We start from the raw sequence: 12,358 nt of genomic DNA, 5'->3' as shown, positions 1-12,358 counted from the left end.
CCCCGGAGCCAGCACCCGCCCCGGGCCATGTGAATCAGCCTGCCGGGCGGGGCCGAGCGCGCCATGACGACGAACAACTCGTCGACATGAAGGGTACGTATGCCGCCGAACTACTCAGGAGCGGTGGCGGGAGAGGCGCTCGACGATGCGATGGCCGGCGAAGGCAGTAGCGGCGCCGAGCACGACGCCGGCAGCCAGCGCGACTCCGCGTTCGGCGCCGGGCGCGCTCGCCAAGGCTTCGGGCGGGGCCGCAGGTGACGGGGCGTTCGCCTCGTCGGCCGCCGGTCCTGAGGCGAGCGCGGACAGGTAACTGCGGTCGACAACCGACGTGAAGCGCCGAGCACGCCGCGACGTCTCGGCCTTCATCCGTGGCCCCCGAGCCTCCGCCCAGAAGCGACGTCCTGCCGACCCCTTGAAGAACTGATCGGCGAGCACTTCGAGGTGGGCCTCGCTGAGCACGTCCACCTCCCACATCAACTGCCAGTGGGACACGATGAGGTTCGTGTAGACGTGCTTGCGGAACCAGTCGAGGTCGGTGGCCTCCTCGATGGGTCCCCAGCACTCCAACAGCTCGGGATCGTCGATGGCCATCTTGAGCAGGTCGGTATGCAGAGCGCGGATCGACTGTTCCCGCGCGGCCTTGGCCTCGCGCGCCTGTAGCACCAGAGAGGTGACCACCCCGATCAACGCCAGCGCCGCGAGGACGGCCGACGCGGCACCGTAGGTCTCGCCGACGTTGCCCAGCATCGCCCAGTCATAGCCGGGGCGATCACCGATCCACAGCAGGCCCAGCGGGGAGAGGAGCACGGCGACAAGCATGGCCAGGACGGCTGCCAGCAGGGCGGTCGGCGTCGCCGACCGGCGGGCCACGACAGAGGCCGCTCGGAGTCGGGACACCCTGCCTCCACGCTCGCTGGTGGAGGCAGGCTACTACAGGTGTGCCGTCGGCGGCCGGGTCCCGTCGACCTCACGAGCGAAGAACGAGTCGAACGATTCGGCCTTGTCCAGCAGCGCCAGGACCTGCGTGCGGCAGCCTTCGACCACCTCCGGGTCGACGAACTTGTCCGCTCCGATCGGCATGCCGGTCTCGTCGTACCTGACCTCGTACACCGCCCGCCGACCGGCGACCATCAGCTCCGGCACCGTGCCGTGGTCCTCCTCCAACTCCCCGACCAAACCGGCGTCGAGTACCCGGATCCGCTCCCCGGCGTCGGCCCGGTAACGGAGGAAATGCAGCTCCCAGATCAGGTACGGGGTGAGCGGCGGCTCGACGATCCTCAGGCGCCGCAGCCCGGAGCCGCGTTCCGCCAGTTGCCGGAAGAACCGCACCAGCTCCGGGTTGGGCTCGGCGGCGATGCGCAGCGCCTCCTCCCAGCAGCCCTTCGCGAACGCCTCCCAGCTCGGGCTGCCCGGCTCGCGGAACGTCTGGATCCGCTCGGTCTTCAGGATCGGACCGTCAACGGACTGCACCACGGCGTAGAAGTCGGCTTCGTACTCCGCGAGGCCCAGCCGCTCCCCCCGCGCGGATCGGAGCAGGTCACGCATCCGGGATGTCCGGCTTCGCCGCCACGATCATGCTCCGGGGAATGATCACGACTCTTTCGTCCTCCCCGACGCTGACCCCTTCTGGGAGACGGCCGCTGTAGGCGTCGGTCAGGTCGCGGCCGATGACCGCCACGTCGCCGTTCGACAGCTCCCACACGTCGGGGCAGGTGGTGGTGCCACCGCTCTCCCCCAGCTCCGCTGCGGACCGCCCGAGTCTCCGCGCGAAGTCGGCAGCACCGTCCGCTTCCCAGCGTCTCGTCATGACCACTCCCCGTGGTGATGGACTGGCGGCCAGGCTAACAAGCGCCAGTGCACCCCTCGGGCCTTTCGGCAGGCGATTTCACAAGGGACGAAGTTAATCTCCCCCGGCCGCAGGGCGACCGACGGTGACGCCAGTCCTGCCGGATACGGCAACCGACGGTGGGCTGCCTCCAGAATCGACGCTTCCGGCCCCAGAAGCGCACCAACCCGTCGACGAACGCGATGACCGCCTTGCCGGGAGCGCGGCGATCGCGGTATCCGAGTGGCCCACGTCGGAGGAAACCTCATCGATATGCGCGGTACGTATACCGGTCGTCCACGGAGCGGATTTAAATGGATAGGCTCAACGAGGCGCTACGGACGGAGCCACCCGCGAATGGCGAGTTTCCCGTGACACACGCGAACTGCCCCCGCTGCGGCGGCCGGCTGGCCCGCGACAACGACAGCGGGCGGTGCACCCCGTGCCAGGCCGCCGAACGGGACCGACTGAGCCGGCCCCCGGTGGTGCCGGCCAACTTCTGGGAACACCAGCCGGTACGACGGGCGTTGGCCGCGCGGCACCTCGGACGGGTCATCCGAGCATTCCGCTGCCACCCGTACCACGGGCGGAACCCACTGCCGCAGAGCGCGGTCGCCGCGTGGCTGGGAATCACCCACGCACAGCTCAGCAGAGTCGAGAACGGCTCACCGATCGTCCACCTTGACCGCCTCACCCACTGGGCGCAGGTACTCCGCGTCCCCGGCGAGCACCTGTGGTTCGCGCTTCCCGAAACGAACGGCAGGGCAGGAAGCGGTCTGCTGCCTGCACCTGCTCAGGATCAGCCTTCCTCAAAGCCTCCCGATGAGGGCCGGCGGGCGTTGCTGGCCGGTATCGCAGCCGTGGCTGCGGGGGCCGGACTGATTGCGACGACGGGCGTCACCCAACCTCGTCGCATCGGCGCCAGGGATGTCGCTCGCCTCAACGCAGTTCTGGAGCTGTACCGATCAGTGGACTACGAAAGCGGAGGCGGCCTGCTGTACCGAGAGGTGGCTCACTTCGCGGAGTCGGTGTACGGGATGCTCGACTGGTCGCACACGCAAGCGTTGACCTCCAGCCTCGTTGCGTCGGTAGCGGCAGCTCGGCAGCTGGCTGGTTGGACGGCTCTCGACGCGGGCAAGCACAGCGACGCCCACCGTCATTTCGTCGCAGCCGAACGAGCCGCACTCACTGCGGACGATGCCCCTCTGGCTGCGATGATCCGCTATTCCCAGGCCAAGCAGCTACAGCATCTCCGCCACAACCGGGACGCGCTCGCGACGTTGCAACCTGCCCGCGCCCACGTCCGGGCACAGGCCACACCAGCGGTCAACGCTCTGCTTCTGGGCGCGGAGGCCGCCTCACTCGCCGCGCTCGGCGCGCACGGGGAGGCGGTGACCACACTCGGCAAGGCCAGTGACGAGTTCGACCGCATCGGCAGTGTCCACGAACCGGAGTGGATGAGCTTCTACGACCGTGGCGAGTTGCTCGCCCAGTACGGCCGCGTCTACCGAGACTTGGCACGCCGGGACGAGAAGCGCGCCCCTGAGGCGGTGCGCTGGGTGGAAGACGCCATTGCTGCCTTCGGTCCGGCGAACGTTCGCAGCACGCTGCTCAACGAGGTCGGCCTGTGCAGTGCGCTGTTCCTGGCCGATCAGCCCGAGCAGGCGCTGACGGTCGGCACGCGCGTCCTGAACCAGGCCCGATCCTTGAGTTCACGGCGGGTGATGGACCGGGTCGGCAACCTGCGACGCGATCTGGCGCGGCACCGCAAGCTACCTGAGGTCGCCGAGTTCGAGCACAGCCTGAGCCTGGCGACGATCCACCCGACACCAGGATGAGCATGGCTGACGCAGGGCGGTTCACCGAGCGCGCAATGACGGCGGCGATGCACCAGGTTGCCGCCAATCTGGGAGTGCCCACCCGGGATGCGCAGCTGTTGCGCCTGACCAACAACGCCGTCTTCGCGCTGCCCAGCGCCGCGATCGTCATCCGGATCGCCCGCACCCACCAGCTCTACGACCGGGTGGGCAAGGTTGTCCGGCTCGCGCAATGGTTTGCCTACGTCGACGCGCCGGCCATCCGGCTGGCGGTGGATGTCGAGCAGCCAGTTCAGGTCGGCCGCCTGCTGGCCTCCGTCTGGGAGTACGTCCCGCCGACCTCGCCGGCACCAACAGCCGAAGACCTCGGCCGGGCCCTGCGGGAGTTCCACACGTCTGGAGTTCCACCCTTTCCCCTGCCGGCGTGGGATCCGGTCGGCGACGCGCGCCGGAGACTGGACGACGCCGAAGGACTCAGCGATCGCGATCGTGACTTCCTGGTGGACTGGTGCAACCGTCTCGAGCCTCGGCTGGATGCGCTGCGCCGGGACACGGAGGGACAACTGATCCACGGGGACGCCCATGTCGGGAACCTGCTCCGCGAGCCGTCAGGCCGGGCCGTGCTGTGTGACTTCGACGCGACATGCGTCGGACCTTGGCAGGTCGACCTGGTGGCAGTCGCCGTCGGCGAAGCCCGGTTCGGCGGCATTGACTCGTACCGATCGTTGGCTGACACCTATGGATGCGACGTCACCACCGACCCGAACTGGCCCCTGCTGCGGGAGGCGCGCGAGCTGAAGATGATCGCGGCAGCCGTTCCGCTCCTGGCGAGCTCCGCCAACATCGTCCGGGAGTTCACCACCCGGCTCCAGTCCGTGGTGGAAGGCGACCACCAGGCACGCTGGACGCCGTTCGCCGACCTGATCAGTTGAGAACCGCCGTCACCGGTGCACGCCGGAGAGAGCGTGCAGCCGTCCTCGTAGCGTTGATTTCTCAAGCGCAAGCAGAACCGACTGATTGGCTGCCCAGCCGTCCGGGAACTTCACCGGGACGTTGAGGTGCACCGGTTCGGACGACGGATGGGCGTCCAGTAGTTCCGCGATCCCCGCCCGCGCCACCACCACGCACGCGTGCCGGTGCCGGGACGTCAGCACACACAGCCGCCCCGACTCCAGGTGGAACGCCGTCGCGTCCCGCCGCCCGGACAGCGGGTGCAGCACGATCGTCACGTCGTACTCGCGGCCCTGGAGCCGGTTGGCGGTGTCCACCGTGATGCCCGCCCCGGCCTCGCCGAGGTGCGCGCGGATGGCCGCGACCTGGTCGCGGTGCGCGGCCCCGACGGCGATCCGGTCGGCGGTGACCGGCGTGCCGGCCGGCGCGTGCTCGGAGACGGCGACCGCTCCCCGCCGCAACACCCGCAGCGCCAGCGCGGCGCACGCGGCGGCAGCCTCCCCATCGGTACGCAGGGTGTGCCGCTCCGGCAGCTCGTACAGCGCCCAGCCCGACGACGCGGCCAACTCCACCGCCGCGTCGACCGCATCCCCCGGCCCGGCCTCGGTCAACGCAAGCGCCCGTTCACCATGCCCCGTGCCGGCGCGGAACCCGGTGAACGGGTAGAACGCCGCCGCGACCACCGGCGCCGCCGACGCGGGCAGCCGCCACGACACCGGCAGCCGGTACACCGGCAGCTCCGGGTTGTGCCGCAGCAGCACCGCCACCGCGGACTGCATCGGATCCCAGGTCAGGCCCGTCCACCGCGCGGTCTCGACCGTGGAGAACGGATCGAGCTGCCCGGGATCCCCCACGAACAGCGCCCGCTCGAACCTGCCGGCCACGCGCAACAGGGCGTCCGACCGCATCTGGTACGCCTCGTCGACGATCGCCCACGGCCAGGAGCCGTCGGTGACCATCGCCCACTTGGCGGCTGTACCGATGATGACCGCAGGCCCGCCGAGGTCGGCGACCTTCGCGGCGACCTTGACGGTGTCGTGACCCTTCACCCGGTCGGTCGGCTTGTACTCGGTCGCGGACAGCCGGCCGATCCGCAGCTCGGGAGCCTTTCGGGCGAGCCGGTCGATGAGGTCGTCGACCTGCTCGTTGGTCTGCGCGATGATGATCAGCGGCTCACCTGCGGTGGCCAGCTCGGCAGCGGCGCGGACCACGAGTGTCGACTTGCCGGCCCCGGGCGGCGAGTCGACGACCACGCCCCGGTGGTCACCGGAACGCAGGTCGGCCAGCACGGCCGTGATGACCCGCTCCGCCTCGACGGCGGGCGGCACCTCCAGCCCGAGCATCGATCTCCCCTCCCACCAGGTGCTGCGACCCTACCCGCAGGCACCGACACGGCCGTACCCACGGCTTGCCGCCGCACGGCTGCGGTAGAGAGCACGCGGCGTCCACGGTGCAGGAGAGCCGGCTCGGTGAAGACGGATCAAGCGGTAGGACGATTGCCAAAGGCGATCAATGCCAATACAAACATGGATGTCATCCCGGTGGATTGTGACGGCGACCCCGTCAACCGGATTCACATCATCCCCAAAGGGGGGCCCATGGCACGCAGCCGCATCGCCGGTGCAGCAGCCATCACACTCGTCCTACCACTTATGGGCGTCCTTCCCGCGTCAGCCGCGACGGCCGCGCCCGCGCAGGCCGCGGCGAAGCAGGCTCAGCCCAGCGACACCCGGGAGCTCACCCGCAAGGACTTCACGCTGGACGGCCGCAAGGTCGAGACGCCGGCCCGGTACCAGCCGCGCACGCAGGCGCGTTCGAACGCCAAGTCCTCCGGGGTGACGCCGCCGGTCGGCACGGTCCGGCAGTGGCTCGGGATGGACGACATCCAGGGCCAGCTCTACCGCAAGGACTACACGCTGCGGGGCTCGGGCAACAACGTCGAGGTGTGGGTCGCCAACGACATCGCCTTCCCCGCCGGCGACTGCCGGACCCAGATCCCCTCGTCGACGCAGATCACCGACGAGCAGGTGGCGAGCTTCGTCCACGAGTTCGACACCAACATGTACCCGAAGGAGACGGCAGCGTTCAGCACGCCGCCGGACCGTGACGGCACCAACGCCCTGCTCGGACCGGACGCCAACGGCAACGGCGGCGACTACACCGGCGGCGGCAACAAGACGGTCACCCTGATCGACAACGTCCGGGACGACAACTACTACGAGTTCCCGGCCAACCCGACCTACATCGCCGGCTTCTTCTCGGCCCAGTTCAACGAGCTGTTCGACCGCAACGTCATGACCGTCGACGCGTTCGACTGGGCCCACCGCACCGGGGCGAACCCGCCGAACGAGCCCACCGACGACCTGTGCACCAGCCGCCCGGCCCGGCCCTTCAACTACGAGGGCACCTTCGCCCACGAGTGGCAGCACCTGGCGCACTACTACACCGACCCCTTCGAGGGGAACTGGATCAACGAGGGTCTGGCCGACTTCGCCCAGACGCTGACCGGCTACGTCGACACCACGACGACGGTCTTCGACCGGGGAGCCGACAGCCACCTCTACTGCTACCAGGGCTTCGGCACGGTGCAGACGCCGTACAACGTCAACCCGCGGGACTGCGGCGGCCCGGAGAACTCGCTCACCCTGTGGGGCGAGAGCCCGAACCCGAACGCGGTGCTCGCCGACTACGGCAACGCGTACTCGTTCATGCAGTTCCTGTACGACCGGTACGGCACGGACATCATCTCCCGGCTGCACAAGGATGGTGAGCGGCAAGGGCTGGCCAGCCTGGACGCGGCGCTGAAGGCCAAGGGCGTCAGCAAGATGTACCAGGTCATCCACGACTACCAGACGATGACGCTCGTCGACAAGATCGTCGGGGACTCGCGGCGCGGGATCATGCTCGGCGTACCGAAGAGCCGGGTGACCACGCCGAGCCTGCGCTCCACGGTCAACCTGGCCAACCCGGCCGCCAACGCCACCCCCGGGGCGGCGCCGAACGGGGCCGACTTCGTGCCGCTGCAGAAGGCCGACGGGCAGATCCTGCGCGGCCGTGACCTACGGTCGCTGTCGTTCGAGGGCACCAAGACACTGCCGCCGCTGCCGCTGTCGTGGACCGTCGTGTCGAACGACCCGGACCGCTCCGGCAACCCGGTCCTGTGGTCCGGGAACGGCAACAACATCGACTCCGCGGCGGTCGCGTCGGTCGCCGTGCCGACCGCCGACCCGACGCTGCGCTTCGCCGCCAAGTACGGCGCGGAGTTCGGCTTCGACTACGGCTACGTCACCGTCTCCACCGACGGCGGCGCGACCTACACCGCCATCCCAGGCGACAAGACGATCGACGGGCCGTTCGGTCCGGCGCTCAACGGGACCACCGACGGGTTCGAGGCGCACTCGTTCGACCTGTCCGCGTACGCCGGCAAGACGATCCTGCTCGGCTTCCGCTACGTCAGCGACGGCGGCGTCAACGAGGGCGGTCTGCTGGTCGACGACATCACCGTCGGCGGCACGACGGTCAGCGACGGCACCAGCCTCGCCCCGTTCGACTCGCCGACGGAGATCAAGCCGATCACCGTCAACAACTGGAACCTACGGCTGATCGGCATCGACGAGCAGCACTCGATCGCCGCGCAGTTCGAGTTCGACGGCAAGTCGAGCCTGACGCTGAACCGGGCGAAGCTGGCCCTGCTCAGCCTGTTCCCGAAGGTCGTCGCCGTGGTCGCCTACGACGAGCCGACCGAGCAGGTCAACCAGTACGCGCCGTACACGCTGAAGGTCAACGGAGTGGTCCAGCCGGGCGGCACCGCCTGACCTGACCCGGCACAACCCCGGGCACCTGTCACCGCTCTGGTGGCAGGTGCCCGGGCACCCCTGTCGGGGACCACCCAGCGGGCCGCCGTGCCGCGCTCGCGCCCAGCCGCGCTTGCCAACGCCAGAGGGCTTTCCTGACCCGGCGCGCCTTCCCTACCCTCCGTTCGCAACGATCGGGAACAACGCGGGACGCCCGCTCGAACCTGCCGGCCAGGCGCAACAGGGCGTCCGACCGCATCTGGTACGCCTCCTCGACGATCGCCCACGGCCAGGAGCCGTCGGTGACCATGGCCCACTTGGCGACCGAGTGAGCCCTCCAAGCCGGCTGGGTTGCCTCATCACAGGTCGCGCAACTCGGGAAATCCACACCTTGCGTCCCAGTGCATCTTGGAGCCTTGAGTCCGGGATCTGACATTTAGAAGTCCTCAAGTGGGGCAAATCAACCGTTGGACTGTTGACTAGAGTCGCGGACACCGTCGCGCAGGGTGTTCGACTGGACGCGTAGTGGCTATGGTGTCGGCTCCGCCTTCCCTCGCGACACATAGGACTGACGTGGGCATCCTCAAGGAGATGCAGCGGGCGCACGCACGGCAGGTGCGCGCCCAGACGCAGGCTCAAGCCGCTGCATACCGGCACCACCAGCAACTTCGCCGAGAGGCCGAGCGCGCCATGAAGGCCGCACAGCGCACCGCAGTCGCCAACGAGCGTGAGCGCAAGCGGTTGTACGTCGAGGCACGTGTCGCCGAGATCGCCGTCGACAACTCGAGCCTCCAGGCCCACCTCGATGAGCTGGACACACTGCTGGTTGCCACGCTCGACGTCGATGATCACATCGACCTCAGAAGGCTCCGGAAGTCGGCACAGCACAGGCCGTTCACCCCCGGCACACTCGGCACCCCCTTGGCGCCGCCCGACTGGCGGCGATTCGAGCCGCCTGCCCCGACCGGGCTCAGCAAGATGTTCGGTGGTCAGGCAAGGCACCAGCAACAGCTCGCCGGAGCGCAGCAGGCGTTCGCCCAGGCGCAGGCCCAGCACGCCGCCGCCGAGGCTGACCGGCAGCGGCGGCTCTCCGCAGCCCACCAGCGTTACCAGCAACAGTGCGCCAAGGTCGACGCCGAGATCAGTGCGCACAACGCGGAGATCGACCGCTTCGCGGCGGCCTTCGCCGCTGCCGATCCCGCCGTCGTCGTCGAGTACTTCGGCATGGTGCTGGGCAACTCCGTCTACCCGGATGACTTCCCGCAGCACTACCGCCTGGCGTACGTGCCGGAGTCGCGGCAGTTGGTGGTGGAATACCACCTACCGACCCTGGACGTCATCCCCACGGTCCGCGAGTACCGCTACGTCAAGGCCCGCGACGAAATCACCACCACCGCCCGCCCCGCCAAGGAGATCAAGGAGCGGTACGCCACGCTCGTCGCGCAGGTCACCCTGCGGACCGTGCACGAGCTATTCGAGGCTGACCGGTCCGGGCTCGTCGACACGGTGGTGTTCAACGGCATCGTCGATACGACCGATCCACGGACCGGTGCATCCGTGCAGCCGTGCCTGGTGACACTGCGGACGACGCGTGAGGTGTTCACCGAGCTGAACCTGCGCCTGGTCGAACCGCTCGCCTGTCTGGCACACCTCAACGCCTCGGTGTCCAAGCGCCCCGCTGAGCTGGCAGCGGTTCGGCCGGTGCTGGAGTTCGACATGGTTGACAAGCGGTTCGTCGATGAAGTCGACGTGCTGGCCGACCTCGACCAACGGCCGAACCTGCTGAAGCTCACCCCGACAGAGTTCGAGAGCCTGATCCAGAACCTCTTCGCGAAGATGGGCCTGGACACCAAGCAGACCCGGGCGTCGCGAGATGGTGGGGTCGACTGCGTCGCCTTCGACCCGCGGCCGATCTTCGGCGGCAAGGTCGTCATCCAGGCCAAGCGCTACCGCAACACGGTCGATGTGTCCTCGGTGCGGGACCTGTTCGGCACGCTGCAGAACGAGGGCGCATCGAAGGGCATCCTGGTCACCACGAGCGGCTACGGTCCCGCCTCGTACGAGTTCGCTTCAGGGAAGCCACTGGAACTCATCGACGGCTCCAACCTGCTGTACCTCCTCGCCGAACACGCTGATGTGAAGGCCCGGATCGACCCGAGCGACCTGGACTGAGCCATGGCGGGGACGTCCTGGTCGGCGAAGCAGAACTGATCATGCACTTCACCCATATCGACAATCTGCCGGCCGTCCTCACCGCTGGCCGGCTGTTCGCAGACAACGTGGTCGGCGACCGGCTGGCCACGAACGTTGGTGCCGTCGACATCAAGGCAAGCCGGCGGGCGAGGAGGGTCCCCTGCCCGCCCGGCGGTGTCGTCGCTGACTACGTGCCGTTCTACTTCGCCCCGCAGTCACCCATGATGTTCCGAATCGCTTGCGAGCACAGGGACGGCAAGGTGGGCTGTTATCCGGGCGGAGACGACCCGTTGGTCTATCTCGTGAGTTCGGTGGAGCTGGTTCACGCCGCCGAGCTGGGATGGGTCGCGAGCGACGGCAACTGCGCCGCCACCCTCACTCGGTTCTCCCCCGCGCTCAACGATCTGGCCGACCTGGTCGACTGGCCGCTACTCGAGGAGCGGATCTGGAAAAACACCCCGGAGGATCCGGACCGGGTCCGCAGAAGGATGGCCGAGTTCCTGATTCATCGTGAGTTTCCTCTCGACCTGCTGACCGGGTACGCCGTACGGACACCAGCACGACAGGAACAGTTGACGCAGGTCCTCCGCGCTGCTGGCATCATCGACGCGTACGTTGGTGTCAGACCGGGCTGGTACTACGGATACCAACGGAGGGAGGTGCGCGAATGATCATCGTCAGCCACGGCAACCTGCTGACCGCCGACGCCGAAGCGCTGGTCAACACGGTCAACACCGTAGGCGTCATGGGCAAAGGAATCGCTCTCCAGTTCAAGCGCGCCTACCCCGCCAACTACGCGGCCTACCGGGCGGCTTGTGCTGCCAAGAAAGTCCAGTTGGGCGAGATGTTCCTGTTCGACTCCACCCGCCTTGGCCCTCGCCGGTATGTGATCAACTTCCCCACCAAGGGCCACTGGCGGGCAACCTCGAAGCTGGAGGACATCGAGGTCGGCCTCACCGACCTCGTCCGCGTGATGCGCGAACGCCAGATCTCCTCGGTCGCGGTGCCCGCACTCGGCTGCGGTAACGGTGGACTCAACTGGGAGCAGATCCGACCGCTGATCGAGCAAGCCTTCGCCGAGCTGCCCAACGTCCGGGTGCTGTTGTTCCCCCCGGAGGGCGCCCCCGAGCCGTCCGATATGCCGGTCGCTACTCCGAAACCTCCGCTGACCCCTGGACGCGCCACCTTGCTACGGGCCATCGAGCGGTATCTCGAACAGTCCCGTGCGCTGGAACCACGAGAGGGCATCACGACCCTGGAGATCCAGAAGATCGCCTACTTCCTCCAGGTGCTTGGAGAGCCGTTCCGTCTCTCCTTCACCCGCGGTCGGTACGGGCCCTACGCGGAGAGCCTGAATCACGTCCTTGACCGCCTGGAAGGGCACTATCTGGTCGGGTTCGGTGACCGTTCATCCCGGGTCGAGGAGCTACGTCCTATTCACCTAACCGAAGGGACGAGCGAGGCCGTCGACGCGTGGTTCGACGCGCCCAGCCAGCCGATCTCGGCCGCTCCTGATCGACTTGCCGTGCTTGTCCAGGGGTTTGAGGCACCGTACAGCCTCGAGCTACTCGCCACCGTGCACTACGCCGCGCAGGCGCACCCGCCCACACACGAGATCGAGGAGTTGATCGAGCGGGTTAGGGCGTGGAGCGGACGTAAGGCCCGCCTCTTCACCCCGGCGCACGTCACGACGGCCTACGAACGGTTGGCGTCGGCCGGACTCTTGCCGAGCAAGGTGACGTCCTCGGCTTGACCGGATCAGACCCCGATCCGACTGC

At 68.2% G+C, this 12,358-nt stretch carries 10 protein-coding genes; 6 read left to right on the top strand and 4 right to left on the bottom strand.

Translation table 11 applies throughout. The features are described from left to right. Positions 1–114: 114 nt before the first annotated feature. The 3 genes from ACH4T9_RS03655 to ACH4T9_RS03645 form a co-directional block, all read right to left on the bottom strand. On the bottom strand, positions 115–807 hold the full coding sequence (locus ACH4T9_RS03655) for a DUF6082 family protein (protein ID WP_396669617.1): 693 nt from the start codon (positions 805–807) through the stop codon (positions 115–117). A 123-nt stretch (positions 808–930) separates the two neighbouring features. After that, positions 931–1,545, bottom strand: coding sequence for a DUF6879 family protein (locus tag ACH4T9_RS03650; protein ID WP_396669616.1), 615 nt, complete (start codon positions 1,543–1,545; stop codon positions 931–933). After that, positions 1,538–1,807, bottom strand: a complete 270-nt coding sequence (locus tag ACH4T9_RS03645) for a hypothetical protein (protein WP_396669615.1) — start codon at positions 1,805–1,807, stop codon at positions 1,538–1,540. Before ACH4T9_RS03645 ends, ACH4T9_RS03650 begins: the two co-directional genes overlap by 8 nt. 389 nt (positions 1,808–2,196) lie before the next feature. Between ACH4T9_RS03645 and ACH4T9_RS03640 the strand changes: the two genes are divergently transcribed. Next, positions 2,197–3,663 (top strand): helix-turn-helix domain-containing protein, encoded by a 1,467-nt coding sequence (locus tag ACH4T9_RS03640; RefSeq protein ID WP_396669614.1) that lies wholly within the window; start codon positions 2,197–2,199, stop codon positions 3,661–3,663. Beyond that, positions 3,660–4,574 carry an aminoglycoside phosphotransferase family protein gene (locus ACH4T9_RS03635; protein ID WP_396669613.1) on the top strand — a complete coding sequence of 305 codons (915 nt, stop codon included), beginning with the start codon at positions 3,660–3,662 and terminating at the stop codon, positions 4,572–4,574. The genes ACH4T9_RS03640 and ACH4T9_RS03635 overlap by 4 nt, the downstream gene beginning before the upstream one ends. A gap of 9 nt (positions 4,575–4,583) precedes the next feature. Here the strand turns inward: ACH4T9_RS03635 and ACH4T9_RS03630 are convergent, their stop codons facing one another. Continuing rightward, positions 4,584–5,936 carry an AAA domain-containing protein gene (locus ACH4T9_RS03630; RefSeq protein ID WP_396669612.1) on the bottom strand — a complete coding sequence of 451 codons (1,353 nt, stop codon included), beginning with the start codon at positions 5,934–5,936 and terminating at the stop codon, positions 4,584–4,586. A 309-nt stretch (positions 5,937–6,245) separates the two neighbouring features. Between ACH4T9_RS03630 and ACH4T9_RS03625 the strand changes: the two genes are divergently transcribed. The 4 genes from ACH4T9_RS03625 (at position 6,246) to ACH4T9_RS03610 (ending at position 12,333) form a co-directional block, all read left to right on the top strand. Further along, on the top strand, positions 6,246–8,408 hold the full coding sequence (locus ACH4T9_RS03625; RefSeq protein WP_396669611.1) for a peptidase M6 immune inhibitor A: 2,163 nt from the start codon (positions 6,246–6,248) through the stop codon (positions 8,406–8,408). A gap of 552 nt (positions 8,409–8,960) precedes the next feature. Continuing rightward, positions 8,961–10,559: a restriction endonuclease gene (locus tag ACH4T9_RS03620; RefSeq protein WP_396669610.1), complete on the top strand. Its 1,599-nt coding sequence runs from the start codon at positions 8,961–8,963 to the stop codon at positions 10,557–10,559. A 41-nt stretch (positions 10,560–10,600) separates the two neighbouring features. Then, positions 10,601–11,251, top strand: coding sequence for a DUF4433 domain-containing protein (locus ACH4T9_RS03615; RefSeq protein ID WP_396669609.1), 651 nt, complete (start codon positions 10,601–10,603; stop codon positions 11,249–11,251). After that, complete coding sequence (locus ACH4T9_RS03610) at positions 11,248–12,333, top strand: macro domain-containing protein (RefSeq protein WP_396669608.1); 1,086 nt, start codon at positions 11,248–11,250, stop codon at positions 12,331–12,333. The genes ACH4T9_RS03615 and ACH4T9_RS03610 overlap by 4 nt, the downstream gene beginning before the upstream one ends. Positions 12,334–12,358 lie beyond the last annotated feature (25 nt).

It is taken from the genome of Micromonospora sp. NPDC020750 (genome assembly GCF_044334565.1).
Taxonomy (GTDB): Bacteria; Actinomycetota; Actinomycetes; order Mycobacteriales; family Micromonosporaceae; genus Micromonospora.
Note: the sequence above shows the minus strand (reverse complement) of the source record. Positions and strands in the feature narration are given on the sequence as shown.

What these genes read in the sequence shown, in the direction of transcription:
- ACH4T9_RS03650 (WP_396669616.1), bottom strand. Translation starts at nt 1,545, where the DNA reads ATGCGTGACCTGCTCCGATCCGCGCGGGGGGAGCGGCTGGGCCTCGCG.
- ACH4T9_RS03635 (WP_396669613.1), top strand. Translation starts at nt 3,660, where the DNA reads ATGAGCATGGCTGACGCAGGGCGGTTCACCGAGCGCGCAATGACGGCG.
- ACH4T9_RS03645 (WP_396669615.1), bottom strand. Translation starts at nt 1,807, where the DNA reads ATGACGAGACGCTGGGAAGCGGACGGTGCTGCCGACTTCGCGCGGAGA.
- ACH4T9_RS03630 (WP_396669612.1), bottom strand. Translation starts at nt 5,936, where the DNA reads ATGCTCGGGCTGGAGGTGCCGCCCGCCGTCGAGGCGGAGCGGGTCATC.
- ACH4T9_RS03615 (WP_396669609.1), top strand. Translation starts at nt 10,601, where the DNA reads ATGCACTTCACCCATATCGACAATCTGCCGGCCGTCCTCACCGCTGGC.
- ACH4T9_RS03625 (WP_396669611.1), top strand. Translation starts at nt 6,246, where the DNA reads ATGGGCGTCCTTCCCGCGTCAGCCGCGACGGCCGCGCCCGCGCAGGCC.
- ACH4T9_RS03610 (WP_396669608.1), top strand. Translation starts at nt 11,248, where the DNA reads ATGATCATCGTCAGCCACGGCAACCTGCTGACCGCCGACGCCGAAGCG.